At 40.6% G+C, this 17,622-nt stretch carries 15 protein-coding genes; 10 read left to right on the forward strand and 5 right to left on the reverse strand.

Translation table 11 applies throughout. The annotated features are described in order from the left end of the window. The first annotated feature begins 343 nt into the window (after nt 1–343). From I595_RS06975 to I595_RS07005, 7 genes are all read left to right on the forward strand, one after another. Nucleotides 344–634, forward strand: a complete 291-nt coding sequence (locus I595_RS06975; protein ID WP_054558719.1) for a DUF2188 domain-containing protein — start codon at nt 344–346, stop codon at nt 632–634. A gap of 9 nt (nt 635–643) precedes the next feature. Beyond that, on the forward strand, nt 644–1,204 hold the full coding sequence (locus tag I595_RS06980) for a TlpA family protein disulfide reductase (protein ID WP_083467518.1): 561 nt from the start codon (nt 644–646) through the stop codon (nt 1,202–1,204). 530 nt (nt 1,205–1,734) lie between these two features. Continuing rightward, a complete protein-coding gene (locus I595_RS06985) occupies nt 1,735–2,748 on the forward strand; it encodes a chymotrypsin family serine protease (RefSeq protein ID WP_054558721.1) in 1,014 nt (337 codons plus the stop codon). A gap of 11 nt (nt 2,749–2,759) precedes the next feature. After that, nucleotides 2,760–3,551: a hypothetical protein gene (locus tag I595_RS06990; RefSeq protein ID WP_054558722.1), complete on the forward strand. Its 792-nt coding sequence runs from the start codon at nt 2,760–2,762 to the stop codon at nt 3,549–3,551. A 6-nt stretch (nt 3,552–3,557) separates the two neighbouring features. Continuing rightward, entirely contained in the window at nt 3,558–5,396 is a 1,839-nt protein-coding gene (locus I595_RS06995) for a sensor histidine kinase (RefSeq protein WP_054558723.1), read from the forward strand. Next, nucleotides 5,393–6,007, forward strand: a complete 615-nt coding sequence (locus I595_RS07000) for a response regulator (protein ID WP_054558724.1) — start codon at nt 5,393–5,395, stop codon at nt 6,005–6,007. The genes I595_RS06995 and I595_RS07000 overlap by 4 nt, the downstream gene beginning before the upstream one ends. Nucleotides 6,008–6,037: 30 nt before the next feature. Further along, nucleotides 6,038–7,075 carry a hypothetical protein gene (locus I595_RS07005; protein WP_054558725.1) on the forward strand — a complete coding sequence of 346 codons (1,038 nt, stop codon included), beginning with the start codon at nt 6,038–6,040 and terminating at the stop codon, nt 7,073–7,075. 136 nt (nt 7,076–7,211) lie between these two features. On the opposite strand, the gene I595_RS07010 is transcribed toward I595_RS07005, so the two are convergent. Then, complete coding sequence (locus I595_RS07010; RefSeq protein WP_054558726.1) at nt 7,212–8,078, reverse strand: fructosamine kinase family protein; 867 nt, start codon at nt 8,076–8,078, stop codon at nt 7,212–7,214. Nucleotides 8,079–8,245: 167 nt separating this feature from the next. Here I595_RS07010 and I595_RS07015 point away from each other — a divergent pair, with 167 nt between their 5' ends. Next, nucleotides 8,246–8,683, forward strand: a complete 438-nt coding sequence (locus tag I595_RS07015) for a hypothetical protein (protein ID WP_054558727.1) — start codon at nt 8,246–8,248, stop codon at nt 8,681–8,683. Between the two features lie 4 nt (nt 8,684–8,687). After that, nucleotides 8,688–9,245 carry a DUF7103 family protein gene (locus I595_RS07020; RefSeq protein ID WP_054558728.1) on the forward strand — a complete coding sequence of 186 codons (558 nt, stop codon included), beginning with the start codon at nt 8,688–8,690 and terminating at the stop codon, nt 9,243–9,245. Here the strand turns inward: I595_RS07020 and I595_RS07025 are convergent, their stop codons facing one another. The 4 genes from I595_RS07025 to I595_RS07040 form a co-directional block, all read right to left on the reverse strand. Further along, on the reverse strand, nt 9,246–12,119 hold the full coding sequence (locus tag I595_RS07025) for a type I restriction endonuclease subunit R (RefSeq protein ID WP_054558729.1): 2,874 nt from the start codon (nt 12,117–12,119) through the stop codon (nt 9,246–9,248). Then, nucleotides 12,119–13,114 (reverse strand): virulence RhuM family protein/type II toxin-antitoxin system death-on-curing family toxin, encoded by a 996-nt coding sequence (gene rhuM, locus I595_RS07030; RefSeq protein WP_054558730.1) that lies wholly within the window; start codon nt 13,112–13,114, stop codon nt 12,119–12,121. The genes I595_RS07025 and rhuM overlap by 1 nt, the downstream gene beginning before the upstream one ends. Nucleotides 13,115–13,305: 191 nt before the next feature. Continuing rightward, the gene (locus I595_RS07035) at nt 13,306–14,577 is read right to left on the reverse strand and encodes a restriction endonuclease subunit S (protein ID WP_054558731.1); all 1,272 of its coding nucleotides are present in this window, start codon (nt 14,575–14,577) and stop codon (nt 13,306–13,308) included. Nucleotides 14,578–14,705: 128 nt separating this feature from the next. Continuing rightward, the gene (locus I595_RS07040) at nt 14,706–16,313 is read right to left on the reverse strand and encodes a type I restriction-modification system subunit M (protein WP_054558732.1); all 1,608 of its coding nucleotides are present in this window, start codon (nt 16,311–16,313) and stop codon (nt 14,706–14,708) included. A 182-nt stretch (nt 16,314–16,495) separates the two neighbouring features. Between I595_RS07040 and I595_RS07045 the strand changes: the two genes are divergently transcribed. Next, nucleotides 16,496–16,882 carry a hypothetical protein gene (locus I595_RS07045; protein WP_157449674.1) on the forward strand — a complete coding sequence of 129 codons (387 nt, stop codon included), beginning with the start codon at nt 16,496–16,498 and terminating at the stop codon, nt 16,880–16,882. Nucleotides 16,883–17,622: the final 740 nt, after the last annotated feature.

Consider the following 17,622-nt stretch of genomic DNA (forward strand, 5'->3'; position numbering starts at 1 on the left):
ATCGTTCCATGTAAAATACTCGAAGTGACAGTTGTGGTTAGATTGGAGTATTGCATGATGTCCGTTCAAGTGGCGTCCTGAAAAAGACGTTGTTCCCGATACTTCGGGGGAGAACCATTGTAACAAGAGAGCTTCTCGATACATTTTCCATCTCACTATCGTTCCATGTAAAACACTCGAAGTGACAGTTGTGGTTAGATTGGAGTATTGCATGATGTCTGTTCAAGTGGCTTCCTGAAAGGGACCAGGTTCCCGATACTTGGGGAGGCCAGGGGAACACAGTGAGCCTACCGCAACCGGCATGACAAAAAATAGTAACTTCACCATCATTAGCTAACTATTTATGCCCAAAAACAACGTTACCAAGACCTTGTTAAATACAATAATGGAGCTGATTGAGGTATTTTTCAAAAGTTCACGTGCCGTTGATAGGCCTAGAACATGGCACCAGCATGTAGTACCCTATGAAGACGGTTGGGCAGTAAGACGGGAAGGTAATAAACGCATCACCTCTAAACATCAAAAGCAATCTACTGCCATCACTAAAGCCAAAAGATTGGCAAAAAAGCATAAAGCCGATGTGATTGTCCACAGAGCGGATGGTACGATTCGCGACCGAATTAACTATGATTGAATAGTTACTATGAAGAAAAAGTTTAAACCCAGCGATATTTTCTTTTTAGTATTCATCGCATTACTGATGATACCGCAGACCCGAAAACCCATTCAACTGGCGGTCAATAAGGCCAAAATATGGGTTTGGTCACCAAGTGAAATAGCTGCTGAAGACCAAAAACAGCTGAGTCCTTTTGATTACCCTGTGCTTACCTTAGATGGGCAATCGAAAACGATTGAAGTGGGTAAAGGCAAGGTTACTTTTATAGGTTATTGGGCCACATGGTGCGCTCCATGTTTGGCAGAACTGCCCACTATTGAAGCCTTGTATGCCGATTATGGTGACCAGGTCAATTTTCTTTTACTGACCAATGAACAGCCCAAGACCGTAAAGGCCTTTCTTCAAAAGAACCCTTATGACCTACCGATATATACCTCACAAATTACGCCTCCAGACCTGTTATTGAATTCCAGTATCCCCACCAATTATTTGATAGGCCAAAATGGGCATATCCTAAGCAAAGAAACCGGTGCCGCAGATTGGAACAGTGAACGTGTAAGGGATATGTTAGAGGATGTACTACCTTAATCAGCCTTTAGCGCCCGTACCGATTGCAGCACAGTGGGTATAAAGTAAACCAAAGGTGTATCCTATGGTATCATTGCTATCAAGGTAATGGCATCGCTTACCAGCTCTTTTAAATGTGCTGATGTTTGATTTTAACAGTTTGGGTTGGCTACGCTGGTATTTTTGGATTGGAAACATTAAAATCAAAAGCCCATAGGGTTCCCATACCCTAATTCCCCCGAGTTAGAATATGGTACTGCCCATAGGCTTTTTTGCTTCACTAACTCGCCGTAAATAAACAAGGAACCACTGCGCTAGGCAATACCCATAAATCGGTATTTTTTAAAAAATCAGGTAAGAAAAATCTGATTATTAGAAGAAACTTTGGAAGAATAGGGAAATAAGGAGTAATAATTTGTTAAAAAGAGGAATTTATAGCACCTTATACTGGTTGGTGAAGGGCAAATAGCATCATCTAAAATACCTAATGATGGGGATACGGTCGCCAACCATTATAAACCACCTTTGTATAACTAATTTTTTGGTATTACATGCAAACTCACAGGAATTGGGACATTTACTTGGCCGTAAAAATGGCACTACTGGAAGTTGAACAACGTTGGTATGATAGAGAGCCTGCCCTAACCTCATTAAGAATTACAGCTTTGGAGGACGACGGTTCTACACTTTGCATTGAGGCTGGCGTAAAAGCAGGGGTATTGGGGCTAGTACCTAAACTTAAAAAAGAAAAAGGCTATAATTTACCAGAATTTTTAACCCTTTCCGATCGCCATGTCAAGGATGGTATCATTGGTTTTCCAAAAAATTTCACTAAACGGATACAGGTGATTGCCAAACCTCGCCGTACTTTTTATGGTATTTCAAATCATTTAAGCAGGCCCTTGGTGGGCGGTGTTAGCAGTATGAACAGTAATTATAAAGGACCCGGAACTTTGGGCGGACTTTTAAAGCTTAAGGATAACAGGCATATTTACGCTATCTCCAACTGGCATGTTTTTGTGAATTCAAACGGGAGGCTGGGAGATAAAATTCTGCAGCCCTGCAGGTATGATGGTGGTAAGTTCAAATCTAATCAGATAGGGGATTTGGTATGGTACCGTCTTGATGCATTTATGGATGCAGCCCTGGTAAAAGTGTCTAATGATATACAAATTGGCACGGGCACAAAAGGACAAGGAAAGTTGTCCGGTACCATAGCGCCTGTAAAGGGAATGGTAGTAGAAAAGTATGGGCGTACCACGGGCAACACCACAGGTGTAATCGAAGGTTTTTATGAAAGCATCAAAGTAAGCCATCCGGAATACCCCAACGGCAATATGATGTTTAGGGACCAGATATTATGTAATTTAAAGGCAGATTGGGGGGACTCTGGAGCTTTATTGACCACACCCAAGGGTGAGGTTGTGGGCCTGGTGTTTGCCTCGGATTTTGATGGCGCTTGTCTTGCCAATACATTGCAGTTTTCCAGGCCTTTACAAGCTGGGGGCAAAACGGGTAAAATGCATGGAATCATTAAAACATTAGATATAGAACAGTTTAACTAAAAACAATCAGCATGGCACATGAAAGATTACGATTTCCGGTATTATTGAACAATACCAACCATCCAGAAGAAACCGTTTACCAGCCTATTTTTTCCGATCAGGGTTACGGTACACATTTTGGCCTTTTTGCCAATTTTAAAGGTAAGCCTGTGGATGATGGATATCATTTAGATGGCATGGAAATTAAGATACAGGGGTATACCGGCGACGTTACTTTGGGAATCACAAAGGTTTTGGGTCATCGGGAGAAAGCGCTGCCCGATCAGTTTAAATTAACGGGCTTTTCAACAGGCAGATTGATAAAGTTATATGTGCTCTTACAGGCATTTAACCACAACAGTATCGCCAACTATCCGGAAAAAATAGCTAACGGGGACGCGAAAGGAGATGATGGGGAAGAAAATCAGGAAGCAGCGGCTAGCCCTTCCCTTAACCTATTACTAAGGCACGGAGACGTTGTTGAGGTTACGGTTTTGTACGAACCGGTAGCCAATAAAATTTCTCAGATCAAGGAAGATTCAGATACAAGAAATACCTACTCCCTTTTTGCAGACCCCAAGTTTCTGTTCAGGGATGGGGAAGAAATTGGCTGGTTAACGGGTGCAAAGGAAAAAATGGAAATCATTGAACTTGCAAAAAAGAAGGGGTTAGATGCTGCTATTGCCTTGGCTGATTCCCGGGAGCTGCACAGTTTTGTGGCAGAATCGTTCACAGAAGAAGATCTAGAGGATAGGTTGTTTGGGGCCATTGGGGGTGGCAGACCTTGTAAAATGAAATTGTCCGATGTTTATATCTTGAGATAATCACCAATGAAAACTACCGCCTTTATTTTTTTTATCCTGGTTTCGGTCTCTTTTTATGGACAAGAAAGAGAGGCGGTAGATTTTTTGAGGAGGTATGAGCTAGATGCGGCCCAATCCATGATTCTTCAAATTGAAACGGATTTTCAAGCCCCGCTATTATGGCAATTGAACATGCTCTATAAATTTGATTTTTCATCCGGGGTAAGCCCTCCGCAATCCAACCTTACAAGTACCAGTGTGTATTCCAACTTTTATCAGTTGGTCAATGAGGGGGATTTTTTGTTTTATTCCATGGAAGGGGAAAATCTTAAAGCATTGGAAAAATACCAAGAAGCCTTGCAGTATGCAGAAAAGAATGACAATGTGCAGTTGGCCTGTGAAGCGCTAAAAAAAATATTGACCCTACACCGTATCTATTATTTGTATGACAACCAAACGTACACCCAATATTTGGAAAAGTACGGATCATTGGCCTATGACGATTTTGAAATGGCCAATTACCATTATTATAATTTGATTCTAAACTTTAAGAACTATTATACGGACCAATGGAAACTAGCCTCCCAGGAATGGTTGGACACTTATTTTAAGACCCATAAAGAACCTTATCTAATGGCTAGGGTGTACAACGTTTACGCAAGTTATTATGAGGAATTGGAGCAGTATGATAAAACCAACGTATACATAGAAAAGGCGGCAACCGCTTACGATAAGGTCCCCTATAAGTTTAAGAGAACAAGAGTGAACCAACTGTTGGCCTTTGGGGCAAGGATTGCCGCAAGCCAGAACAAAACCGATGCTATGGCCCGTTATTTGGCAGATTTTGACACCACCTTGGCCAATAAGACAGATTTGCAGTTTAAATCGCTTTACCATTATTACAGCTCGGTTTTGGATACCTTCCAAGGAGACTACAAATCTGCTTACCACAATTATTATAAGTATGAAGTTTCACAGGACAGTTCCAGACGTTATCGTTATGATAATTTATTGAACGACCTAGAGGTAAAGTACCAGACCGCCGAAAAGGAAAAACAGCTCTTGGTAGAAAAGCAAAGGGCAACCGCCAACAGAAATGCCCTTATAGCCGCTTTGCTTCTTCTTTTGGTAGGTGGTGTTGTGAGTGTGCTCCTCCAAAAAAACACCGCCAAAAAGCGCCAATTGGCAGAGCAGGAAGCCCTATTGAAACAAGAACGGGTAGATAATTTGTTAAAACAACAAGAACTGCTGAGTATAGACGCCATGATCAGCGGGCAAGAGAAAGAACGCCAGCGTGTGGCCAATGAACTGCATGATGATCTGGGAAGCCTTATGGCCACGATTAAACTCCATTTTGACAACTCTAAAATCAGTAAAAAGGACCCCGCACTTAAAAATGCCCAAAAGCTATTGGAAGAGGCCTATCAAAAAATCCGTGGGATGGCCCACACCAAAAATTCCGGGGTAATGAGCGATCAGGGCCTTTTACCCGCCATTAAAAAAATGGCCCAGGTAATTACGGAAACCAATGCCTTGGAGGTAACCGTAGAAAATTTTGGAATGGGAGACCGTTTGGAAAACTCTTTGGAGCTTAACCTTTTCCGTATGGTCCAAGAACTCTTGGCCAATGCCATAAAGCATGCCCAGGCCAGTAAAGTGGTGATTCAACTCACCCAGCACAAGGACAGTCTCAACATTATTATCGAGGACAACGGCAAGGGTTTTGACCGGAGCAAGGTGGTAACCAACGATACGGGCATGGGCCTTACCACTATTGAAAAACGCATTGAACATTTAGAGGGCAGCTTTACCGTGGATAGTATCTTGGGTAAGGGCACCTCTATTTTAATTGATATCCCAGTATGATCACCGTAGCCATAGCCGAAGACCACCAAGCCCTTATTGATGGCATTAAATCCTATGTAAAACATGAAGATGATATCCAAGTGGTGGGCCACGCCAATAATGGTGAAGAGCTCCTAAACTTGGTGCGTTTAAAACAACCTAAAGTAGTGCTCACAGATATTAGGATGCCCAAATTGGACGGTATAGAAGCCACCAAAATAATCCTGGCAGAAATGCCCCACACCAAGGTAGTGGCCTTTACCATGTTTGATCAAGATGATGCCGTGGGGCAGATGTTGGCAGCAGGGGCACAAGGCTATATTTTAAAGAACAGCAGCTTAAAGGTGGTGTTGGAGGCCATTAGAACGGTAGCTACTGGCCATACTTACTATGACAAGAAAATACATCGGCCAGAGGCCCAAAAAAACAGCTCTAAAAGTATCCTCTCTTCCCGTGAGCGAGAAATATTACAGCTTATTGCCAAGGGTCAAACCAGCCACCAAATAGCAGAGGAACTCTTTATAGGCAAAAGCACGGTAGATACCCATCGTAAGAATATGATCCGCAAACTTAATTTAACCGGGGCGGGAGAGTTGCTCCGCTACGCAGTGGAGAAGAAATATGAGTTTTAACCAAACAAAATAACCATAAATCCAAAACACATGAAAATCGCACCAAGTATCCGGGCCTTTACGGCCATTACCTGCCTTTCCATTTTTGTCTCCTGCGAACAAGACCAGGTAGAAGAGGAAACCGTTCCCGTTCCCGTAAATGAAGCACCCATTATGCTAGACCAATCCTTTGATGTTTTGGAGAGTGCCAGACCGTTTGAGGTGGTGGGCGCCATAGAAGCTAGGGACCCAGAGGGCGAAGACCTGCTTTTTTCATTGGAGACCGATGTTGACCTTTTGGTAAACCCCGTTACCGGTGTCATTACCAATAAGGGCACCACTATTTTTGACTATGAGACCGCTACGGTACTGAGCATTCAGGTAAGTGCCCGGGATAAAAAAGGGGCCACTACCAGGGCAACCATTACCTTTAATGTGGTAGATGTGGAAGATGGCCCACTGACCAATTACCAAAAATCCTTTGTGGATGAGTATATCTACCTCACCTACAAATTGTCCCCAACCGCAAGCGGGGGCTCCCTGAGCGAAAAATGGCGGCAACCCATTAAACTGTATATGGATGGCGACCTGCCAGACAATTTTTTACAGACAGTGGAGGGCTACCTGAATGAGTTTAGGGCCCTCATGCAAGAAGGAACCACCATAGAGTTGGTCAACAGTCAGCAAGAATCCAACGTCCACGCGGTATTGGGGCCTACGGGCGCCATAGCTAACCTATGGCCAGATATGTTTGCGCTCATCAATAATCAGGGTTTTGGGGGTTATGCACTGTACAATTCAGATGGTGATTTTTCCATTTTTAACGGTCGTATTTGGCTGGGCAGTACGGATGAGGGGCTTTTTAAACATGAGTTGGGGCATATCATAGGCTTGGGGCACACCTCCGACGCCTATTGTGAAGACCAGGTCACCAGTGTTATGTGCTCTGGGGCAGCGGACGAGTTTAATCTTTTTGACCGGGAAATCATTAAAATACTTTATGACCCCAATACCCCCGTAGGCCTTAACCAAATAGAAATGCGGGAGCTGGTCACCCAGCTGCTCATCAATGGAGAGGTCTCCATTTAGGCAGCCGCACCCCTTTTTTGCGCAGCTGGGCTGGGACTGCCCGGTCTTCATTACCCGGTAAGCACAACAGGGCGAGGTTGGCAGTGTTTGGTACGGGCAAGGCCAAAACCAAAGCCAATGTTGCGCCTAAAAGCCCTTAGCCAAAATAGCGTGTTAAGATATGTGTCACAGAACCCTTGTAAGAAGTGCCAAACAAATTTAGATGCACCAACAAGTAGTACAATTGGTAGAGGTCACAGCGTTCCTTGGCCCCATCTTCTTTGGGGACGACCTCATGGTACGCCTCGTAAAACCTATTTCCAAAACCGCCAAAAAGTGCTGTCATGGCCAAATCCACCTCATGATGCCCATAATATACCGCAGGGTCTATCAAATAGGGCTCCCCTTTGGCTGAAATCAAAAAGTTGCCGGACCAGAGGTCGCCATGCAGCAGTGACGGTTTTACGGTAGGGAACAAGGTTGTACAAACCTTTATGAGTGTATTTTCTGATGGAACTTCCGTAGGATGCAGCTTTTGGGCATCTACGGCCATTTGCAATTGCGGTAAGAGCCTTTCCAAAACATAAAAGCTGGTCCAATCCTCATGTAAGGTGTTGGATTGTGGTAGGCTCCCAATAAAGTTAGACGTTTTAAAACCAAATGGACTGTTCTGCTCCAAGTGGTGCAACACCGCCAAGTGCTGCCCCAAACGTTCAAAATCCAATGGGTTGGGCTGTTGGGCCTCTATGTATTCCATAATGAGAAAGGCCTCAGCTTCAAAGGTGCTACAGAACAGTACCTTGGGAATGGCTATGGATTTGGAATCTGCCAAGACTGCTAAGCCTTTCTGCTCTGCCCTAAACATGGGGAGTGCCTGCATACTGCTGTTAACCTTACAGAAAAAGCGCTCGCTATCCGTCGCTATCAAATACGCCCGTGAAGTATCACCACCTGCAACTGTGCGCACTGCATTGATTTTGATACAGAGTAGGTATTCTAGGTGGGTTTTTAGGGATTGGGTCATTGGGTATCGGTCCTGGTGTTTTCATAAAGATACGGAGAGGGATGGTGTAATGTAAGAATCTTTTAATTGATTTATTCACAGATAGTTGCTATAAAAATACCTAGGAATGGGGATTGAAGTTAACTGCTTTCTATTTTACATTTAGGTCCAAATTAAAAGTTATAATCATGAAAAATTTCTTCACTGTCGTTGTTCTGCTTCTTTTTTTTAGTTGCAAGTCCTATGACATCAAACAAACGGAACCCATTACGTTAAAAGACGGGATTCAGGATATTATAGAAGCATTGAACCATGCCGGAGACTTAAAATCCAATAGATATAATGGTTTAGTACCTGCTGAATTCACTGTCGAACTCAATTTATCCACTTCTGATAAAAGGTCTGATAGCGGCTCTATTGAAATAGCACCAGCGTCATTTATACCAAAAATTGGTGCAGGATGGTCTGCTGAAGTAAATAATTCCACGGGCAATAAATTGACCATAAAGTTTAAAAGCATCTTATTTGCCAAGCAAGATGAATTTTTATCTTCACGTAGTCCAGATTCCATAGTTAAATTCTACGAAAAGTTAAAGGAGTTAAATTGGAATGCAACAATGAATTAGTGGTATGAAAAACTACATTCAGAAATTAGAAATATTACTTGCCGTTTTTTGTATTCTTATACCAATATTCTTAAAAATAGCTGATGGCTGGAAACCATTTAAACCAAGTATTAGCCATTACGTCTTAATGGAAAACAGGCATGTTTTTGGAATGGTAATTACCATTGCCGCCATGTTGTTTATTTATAACGGAGCAATACAGCTAACACTCCATTCTGGATACACAATTGTTACAGGTAAATTTTGGAAGAATCATGGTTACAATATTATTTTAGGATTGTTTCTTTTTGGTGTATTACTATTTCCTTTGAACACCCATCCTAAATTGCACTACTTTTTCGCTGTTTTATTTTTTGTTGGTGCCGCTTTGAGTATTGCCTTTTTTGGAGATAACCATGATAAAGTAGTACGTTATACAATAGCGGTTACATCTATTATTGCCCTTGGAATTCATATTTTAAAGCCTTCAATTATCAATATGTTTTGGGCTGAATGGATTGCTCTTTTTGTGGTGGGAATACACTTTATACTTGAAGCTAAAGGCATAATTTCTTTTACCTAGTTACCCCGTCATCCCATTAACAAAAACTTCAACGAACCGTCTCATTTTTTCAATGATGCGCTCTCCAATTTCGCGTGCTTTTAAGATGCTTGGTCGGTTGTCCAAACACTTAAAAACCTCATCTCGAATAGGTTCCTGTCCACTATAGATATAGCTTTCGATGAGTGCATTAAACTGTTGTTTATCCAAACCTTCATCTTCACACAATTTTGCCAAAGCCAGAATTTTTTGTTCCTGCCAATAGTTTTCAAATTCGTCTTGAATGTCATCGGCGTCATCAATTTTGGGAAGATTTTCCTCAATGAATTTTTCAATCAATTCGCGTTTACTCCGTAATTCCACGTCTCCAGCCAGTAAATCGATAATGGCTTTTTTCTGTGCTTCAATATCAGACTTTTTGGCTTCTTTGAGTTTGGCCAGCAGTTTTAGGATGTAAGCGACATTAATCTGGTCGCGATGAATCAGTTCTAACTCAAAATCAATATCATCTAAAATGGAAGTTTTATGTTTTTGTCGGTCCATTTTAACCTTATCGTATAGGTCTAAATATTTACTCTTATAATCCTCAAAAGTTTGCTCATCGATTTCTAAATCGTCCCAATCAAAATCTACATAAGACTCCAAGACATTTTTAGCGCGAAGTAATTTTCTAAACGCTTGAACGAATGCCAACTCTTGTTCTTCACCTAATAAATCATCAACGCTTTGATAGGTTGGCGTGAGTTGTAATAGATTTTCTAATGCCTCATCAAATTTAGAAGCAATCGCTTCGTAAGGCGGAACAATAATATCTTCTTTTGCGTCTTTGTTTGAAAATAAGGTAATTGCCTCGTCTGTGACATTTTTGAGATTACGGAAACATAAAATATTACCTTGGGATTTTTTCTCGCCAAGAATTCGATTTGTTCTTGAAAAGGCCTGAATTAAACCATGGTATCGCAAATTTTTATCAACGTAAAGTGTGTTTACTTTTTTAGCATCAAAACCTGTAAGCATCATGTTTACCACAATAACGATATCTAAACGGTCTTTGGCATCATTAAAAGTTGCCTTTTCACGGTCTTTTAATCGTTTGCTAATGTCTTTAAAATAGTTTTCAAATTGTTGTCCATCTTTAGTTGAAAAACTGGTATTATACATGGCATTATAATCCGCGATGAACTCGTCTAGTTTGTCTCTCGTATGGCTTGTTTTGTATTTAGAAGCTGGTTCTGCTGCTAAATCATAATCATAGTCTGGCAGATAGTCTTGTGCATCTTTATCCTCTTCGTTTGCACTATATGAAAATATAGTTGCGATTCGCAAATTGTGCTCGCCTGCTTCCTTTTTGCGTTTGAAGATGTCGTAGTACTTAATCAATGTATCAATGCTACTTACTGCAAATAAAGCTGAATACTCCTTATTGAAGGTTTTTTGACCATGATAGGCAACAATATAATCGGCTATTTTTTCCAATCGTTTTTCATCAGCGAATACTTCTGCTTTGTCAATGTCCTCAACCTCGATATCTATGAAAGTGTTGCCTTTTTGTTTGTATTTACCAACGTATTCAATACCGAATTTTAATACATTTTGGTCAGCAATGGCATCGGTGATGACGTATTTGTGTAAGCATTCTCCAAAGAGGTCTTTAGTAGTTCGTTTCCCTAAATCGTTTTTTGAGGCATTATCTGCAAATATTGGTGTGCCCGTAAAACCGAAGAGCTGATTGTTGGTAAAGTACTCAGTAATACGTTGGTGTGTGTCTCCAAACTGCGAGCGATGACACTCATCAAAGATGATGACCACTTTTTTATTTTTTAAAGATGCCAAGCGTTTTTTATAATGGTCTTTGCTAATGGCATTGTTCAATTTTTGAATAGTGGTCAATACCAATTTAGAATCGTCTGTGAGTTGCTTTACCAGATTGTTGGTGTTGTTGGTGACATCTACACTGTCTTTTTTAAAGCTGTTGAACTCTTTCATGGTCTGGTAGTCCAAATCCTTACGGTCTACCACAAATACCACCTTGTCAACAGAGGGCAAATCCATGATAATCTGGCTTGCCTTAAAAGAGGTCAAGGTCTTGCCAGAACCGGTGGTGTGCCAGATATAGCCATTATCTGTATTAGTTTTTACTTGCTCTACTAATTTCTCAACCGCATAATATTGATAGGGACGCAGAATCATTAATATCTTATGCGTCTCATTACGCACAATATACTTGGCAATCATTTTGCTTAAATGGTCTTGATTGAGAAATGCTGATGTAAACTCTGTAAGCTCTTTAATGTTTTTGTTATGCTCATCAGACCAAAAGAAAGTTTGCTTAACGGATTGTAGTGCGTTGTTAGCCAAATATTTGGTATTAACACCGTTACTTATAACAAAGAGTTGCACATATTGAAACAAACCATGATTGCTCCAAAATGAATGACGTTGATAGCGATTAATTTGATTAAATGCTTCTTTAATCTCTAGACCGCGACGTTTAAGTTCTATTTGTACCAATGGCAAGCCATTGACTAATAGTGTGACGTCATAGCGGTTTTTGTAAGTGCCTTCTTGAGTGATTTGGTGCGTAACCTGAAACAGATTTTTTGTCCAATCTTCAGAATCAAAAAACTGAATATATGTTGGCTCACCAGCATCATTGATAAACTGAAAACGTCCGCGTAAAGTTTTAGCTTTCTCAAACACATTGCCTTTTGCTAAATGATTGAGGATCGTCTCAAACTCTTTTTTTGAAAATTTAATGTTATTAAAAGTCGCTAACTGACGTTGCAAATTAGCTACCAAATCCGCACCATCTGGTATTGCTACAGATGTATACCCCAAACCAACGAGTTGGTTAATGAGATTTTGTTCTAATAGGGCTTCTGATTGTTTGGTCATTACTCTTCTGCAATTAATAAGTTGACCACTACTTTAACCATCATATCTTTATCCTCAGGATGACTTTCTGCTATCATGAGTGTTAAAGCTACAAGGGTATTCTCATTTATTCGCCTAAACCCTTTTTGATTAAGTAAGATTTTATTGCGTTCTAGAAACCAAACAAATAAAAAGGCTGCAATACGTTTATTTCCGTCTGTAAATGAGTGGTTTTTTACTACAAAATAAAGTAGATGCGCTGCTTTCTCTTCTATAGAACTATATAAATCCTTTCCATCAAAGGTTTGGTAAATAGTATCCAATGACCCTTTGAAGGAATCATCTTTTTCTTTACCGAACAAGCCTTCAAATTTGGTTTGTCTACCTAATGCGTCAATAGCTTTTCTTGCTTCGGTATAGCCAATTTTAAAAACCTCTAAGTGTTTGGACTCTGGTATCTTTAAGCGTTGGTGATCATAATCATCTAAAATATCTAAGGCTTTACTATATTGACTTATTACGTGGATTAAGCCTTGCGTTTCATTAGTATTGAGCGCATAATCCGTAAGCACCTGCTCCTGTAAGGCCACCACTTTCTTTAAGGACTCTAATTGTGCTGTCTTTTGTTGTAAACGTTTTTCATTAATAGCATAACCTTCAACTAAATAATTTTTTAAAACACTATTTGCCCATATTCTAAATTGAGTTCCTCTTTTAGAATTGACACGGTAACCTACTGATATAATAACATCTAGATTATAGTGGATTCTGTTTCTTGTTACATTTCTATTTCCTTCTTGTTGAACTGTTCGGAAATTCCGAACAGTTGCTTCTTCACTTAATTCTCCCGAACCAAAAATATTTTTGATATGTTCACTAATATTGGCTTTACTTGAATTAAAGACTTTAACGATTTGCGCCTGTGTTAACCATACGGTATCATCTTGCAACGAGACCTGCAATTCACTTTTACCATCATCGGATTGGTAAATTACTATTTGATTGTCTTTATTCATCTAATCTATTTCTCTAAACTTCTGCCATTTTTGTACTGGTTGCTTTTTCATTTTAAATTATACATTTTACAAAAATAGCTGCCGTAGCAGTCCCTTTTTTGTTCTCGACTGCGCTACAACTGACATTTAGACTCCGCTCAATGCAGGCTCTCTCTAAATTTATACTTTCAATTCTTAATTTCTTAATAATCTCATACGAATAGTTGTTGTAATAAACCCTTTTTAAAGAGTTGGGTGGTTTCTATTTGCTGTGTAACGGTTTCTATTTTGGTATCGAGCGCAGATAAATAATTGGCGATTTGTTGTTGTTCTTCCTCTGAAACTGGAAGCATGAATTTTGCTCCATTTAAGAAATCATCGTTATTAATGTTCATAGTGTTCTTTGCTCCCTTTTGTACCAATGGCACCAAATAGTTGTAGACATTAACCCATGAGAGAAAATAACAATGAAACATAAATCCAAGACTTTCAGCTTGTGGTCTTGTAACTACATAAAGTGGCGACACCAAACCTTTTCTGCCAGTTAGATTTTGCTTTATGATTCCAAATGGAAAATCTTTAGTTGGACTTTTGGTATAAATTAAATCACCTGGAAAAGCCACCTTATAATGTAATGTGGAATCAGCGGCATAAGAACGACCTAAATGCTCAATTTGATTTATTACTCCTTTTTCTTTAGCAACCGAAAACACTTCAGTTACAGTGCCATCAGTATTTTTAGTTTTATGTTCATCAAGAACATCTTTTAACTTCTTCTCTTCCCAATCTGGAAAGTCGCTACCATCGGGTTGTTTAAAGCGCAGTTGTTGGCTAAAGAGTTGTTGCATCACGCCTTTTTTGTACTGCTGTAAGAGCTCCTTTTTACCTGTGAGTTGCTGTAGTTTGGTATCTACTGCGGTTAAAAAACTGGCGATTTTTTGTTGTTCGGGAAGAGAAGGTAAAGTTATATACAATCCTTTTAAATCAGAATTATAAACATTGCTGATACTCACACCTTTCGCTAATGATGCAATTTTTCTTTTTAATTTTTGATTAATGTAGTAGGAAGCGTATATCTGCGAGTAAACCAATTTATTTTTTGGTTTTAAAATATTTATTGTCCGACCTATTGCAATATTTTCAATTGTAAGAGCTGATGCCGAACCAATGTCTAATGGGTCTTCACCTGCCGAGGGCAGTAAAATTTCATCACCATCACTGAATTTTAATTCACTTCTTTCAAGGTTAGTTTTATTTATAACTTTATGAATTACTTCATTGTACATGTGATATAATTCTCCATATCTAACGCAAGGAATATCAAATTCGGGCGAGGCTTCATTCTGTTTAATGTTCTTCCCTGTTGAAAATTGGAATATATCTTCAAAGAGGTTTTTAGTAAATGCATCATTTAAAAACTCTGCAAAACGTAATTGTGGAACAAACTGTTTTTCGGTTTTGGTATGTTGTGTTTCGGTGTTCATATAAGGTTGCTACATCGTTCTCGACTGCCCTTGAACTGACAGTTGTTGTTGTGATTTAAATACCGTATTTGCTTAACATATTTTCAAAACGTGTTAACGAAAATGCACTTTGGTTAACATATTGCATATCAAAATGGAGTATTAATACCTAATTGCTGGCAATAGTTGGTTATAGTAGCGTCGGTTGCCTTCATATCTTTTTCCAAATCTTTTAACTGCTGTGATACGGCTTGCAGGTCTATGGGTTCTTCTTCTTCAAAAGTGTCTACATAGCGTGGGATGTTGAGGTTGTAATCGTTGTCTCGTACTTCGTCCAACGTGGCCACATAGCTGTACTTTTCAATGGTGGCGGGAGATTCTTCACTACGTTCAGAATGACAATAGGCACGGTAGGTGCTTACAATCTTGTCTATATGTTCTGGCAAGAGGATGTTTTGGGTTTTTACCTTTTCAAAAGCGTTACTGGCATCTATAAATAGGATGCTTCGACTGCGCTCAGCATGACATTTAGAGCGGTCTTTTTTAAGTACAAGTATGCACGTTGGGATGCCTGTACCGTAGAAGATATTGGCGGGTAGGCCAATGACGGCATCGAGCTGGTTTTTGTCTTCGATGAGGTATTTGCGTATATGGCCTTCGGCAGCGCCACGAAACAACACCCCATGGGGCAAGACGCAAGCCATGGTTCCGTTATCGTCTAACTGATATATCATGTGCTGTACAAAGGCAAAGTCGGCTTTGCTTTTGGGTGCCATTTTACCGTAAGTTGAAAAGCGCTCGTCGCTAATAATGGCATCGGGATTCCACTTGGCAGAAAATGGTGGATTGGCCACAATGGCTTCAAAACGTTGGTCGCTGTGTTTTGGTGATGGGTTTACCAAGGTGTCTTCGTTATAAATATCGAAACGTTTGTAATGTACATCGTGCATGATCATGTTCATACGGCACAAGTTATAGGTGGTTGGGTTGCTTTCTTGTCCGTAAAATGAACCAACTTCCTTCACTTCTTTGGCAACTCGCAAGAGTAACGAACCCGAACCGCAGGTTGGGTCGTAAACGCTCTTGAGTCGGTCTTTGCCTGTGGTAACTAACTGCGCCAATATTTTTGAGACTTGCTGTGGTGTATAGAATTCGCCTGCTTTTTTTCCTGCACCAGACGCGAATTGCCCAATAAGGTATTCGTAAGCGTCACCCAATAAATCACTTTCTTGGTTTTCTAAATCGAAATTAATGCCTTCTAAATGTGTGAGCACTTTTACAATGAGTTCGTTTTTGGCTTCTTCCGTTTTACCGAGTTTGCTAGAGGTTAAATCTAAATCTTCAAAGAGGTTGCCAAAGTCGTCTTCGCTTTCGCTTCCCATGGTGCTTTGCTCGATATTGGTGAGTACTTTTTGCAGGTCTTCTAAAATGAACTTGTTGACACCACCAGAGTTCCCACGTTTAGCGAGCTCGCTAAAGAGCTCCGTGGGTTTTAGGAAGTAGCCTAGGGCATCCAATGCATCGAGTTTGATTTCATGAATCAACTCTTTTTGCATGGGATGGCCAATCACTTCGTGATATTCCAATCCATCGGGTTTGAGAATTTTATTGGCATGTAACGCCATTTTTCGACTGAGGTATTTATAAAAGATAAAGCCGAGTATGTAATCTCTAAAATCATCGGCATCCATATTACCACGAAGGTCGTTGGCAATGTTCCATAGGGTTTGATGTAGTTGCTGTTGGTCTTCGGACATTAAATTGTTTTTATAGTTTGTGGAGAATTTAATGGTTGACCTAAAATAGGCATTACCCCCTTAACAAAAAACAGAAAGCCGTTATTTGGGGTTTTACCCTAGTCAAGTTGTGGTTTCAGGATAATAATGAAAGAATGTTCTTGATTGTAGTGTGGGTCGAATAGGAGGTTGAAAGAGGTATCATGACCAAGGTTTGCCCTTTTACCCCTCCGACCCCGACGAAAAAGTCGGGGCCACCTCCCCTCGAAAATGAGGGGAGGAGCTTTTATTATCTAGGGCTTATAAAGCTCCCCTCTTTAGGAAAGAGGGGAATGAATTCTGTAGTTAAGGACAAGAAGAAAGGGGAGATTGCCTTTTGTGCGAGGAGTTTTATTTGGGGTTTGGGACAGTTCAATCCCTCCGTCAACGTTGCTTCGCTTGTTGCCACCTCCCTTTTCCAAAGGGAGGAGCTTGGTTGTGTTGTGCAGAAAATCTTGCGGCTCCCCTCTTTAGGAAAGAGGGGAATGAATTCTGTCGGTAAGGACAAGAAGAAAGGGGAGATTGCCTTTTGTACGAGGAGTTTTCTTTGAGGTTTGTGATAGTTCAATCCCTCCGTCAACATTGCTTCGCTTGTTGCCACCTCCCTTTGCCAAAGGGAGGAGCTTGGTTGTGTTGTGCAGAGAATCTTGCGGCTCCCCTCTTTAGGAAAGAGGGGAATGAATCACGACTTTATTGTCGTGAGAAAGGGGAGATTGCCTTTTGTGCGAGGAGTTTTCTTTGAGGTTTGGGATAGTTCAATCCCTCCGTCAACGTTGCTTCGGTTGTTGCCACCTCCCTTTGCCAAAGGGAGGAGCTTGGTTGTGTTGTGGAGAAAATCTTGCGTCTCCCCTCTTTAGGAAAGAGGGGAATGAATTCTGTCCGTAAGGACAAGAAGAAAGGGGAGATTGCCTTTTGTGCGAGGAGTTTTATTTGGGGTTTGGGACAGTTCAATCCCTCCGTCAACGTTGCTTCGCTTGTTGCCACCTCCCTTTTCCAAAGGGAGGAGCTTGGTTGTGTTGTGCAGAGAATCTTGCGGCTCCCCTCTTTAGCAAAGGGGGGAATGAATTCTGTCCGTAAGGACAAGAAGAAAGGGGAGATTGCCTTTTGTGCGAGGAGTTTTATTTGGGGTTTGGGGTGTTCAATCCCTCCGTCAACGTTGCTTCGCTTGTTGCCACCTCCCTTTGCCAAAGGGAGGAGCTTTATCACTTTGCAAAAAAAATAATGTCAACTATCTTTTTGAGTAAGATATACGTCCTATCAGTTCGAGTGGCGTCCTGAAAGAGGCGTTGTT

The organism is Croceitalea dokdonensis DOKDO 023 (assembly GCF_001306415.1).
GTDB classification, from domain to species: domain Bacteria; phylum Bacteroidota; class Bacteroidia; order Flavobacteriales; family Flavobacteriaceae; genus Croceitalea; species Croceitalea dokdonensis.

Bases quoted from the DNA above. Each gene is read 5' to 3' on its own strand.
- I595_RS06985 (WP_054558721.1), top strand. From the start codon at position 1,735: ATGCAAACTCACAGGAATTGGGACATTTACTTGGCCGTAAAAATGGCA.
- I595_RS07000 (WP_054558724.1), top strand. From the start codon at position 5,393: ATGATCACCGTAGCCATAGCCGAAGACCACCAAGCCCTTATTGATGGC.
- rhuM (WP_054558730.1), bottom strand. From the start codon at position 13,114: ATGAATAAAGACAATCAAATAGTAATTTACCAATCCGATGATGGTAAA.
- I595_RS06990 (WP_054558722.1), top strand. From the start codon at position 2,760: ATGGCACATGAAAGATTACGATTTCCGGTATTATTGAACAATACCAAC.
- I595_RS07025 (WP_054558729.1), bottom strand. From the start codon at position 12,119: ATGACCAAACAATCAGAAGCCCTATTAGAACAAAATCTCATTAACCAA.
- I595_RS07005 (WP_054558725.1), top strand. From the start codon at position 6,038: ATGAAAATCGCACCAAGTATCCGGGCCTTTACGGCCATTACCTGCCTT.
- I595_RS07010 (WP_054558726.1), bottom strand. From the start codon at position 8,078: ATGACCCAATCCCTAAAAACCCACCTAGAATACCTACTCTGTATCAAA.
- I595_RS07045 (WP_157449674.1), top strand. From the start codon at position 16,496: ATGACCAAGGTTTGCCCTTTTACCCCTCCGACCCCGACGAAAAAGTCG.
- I595_RS06975 (WP_054558719.1), top strand. From the start codon at position 344: ATGCCCAAAAACAACGTTACCAAGACCTTGTTAAATACAATAATGGAG.
- I595_RS07035 (WP_054558731.1), bottom strand. From the start codon at position 14,577: ATGAACACCGAAACACAACATACCAAAACCGAAAAACAGTTTGTTCCA.
- I595_RS07040 (WP_054558732.1), bottom strand. From the start codon at position 16,313: ATGTCCGAAGACCAACAGCAACTACATCAAACCCTATGGAACATTGCC.
- I595_RS06995 (WP_054558723.1), top strand. From the start codon at position 3,558: ATGAAAACTACCGCCTTTATTTTTTTTATCCTGGTTTCGGTCTCTTTT.
- I595_RS07020 (WP_054558728.1), top strand. From the start codon at position 8,688: ATGAAAAACTACATTCAGAAATTAGAAATATTACTTGCCGTTTTTTGT.
- I595_RS07015 (WP_054558727.1), top strand. From the start codon at position 8,246: ATGAAAAATTTCTTCACTGTCGTTGTTCTGCTTCTTTTTTTTAGTTGC.
- I595_RS06980 (WP_083467518.1), top strand. From the start codon at position 644: ATGAAGAAAAAGTTTAAACCCAGCGATATTTTCTTTTTAGTATTCATC.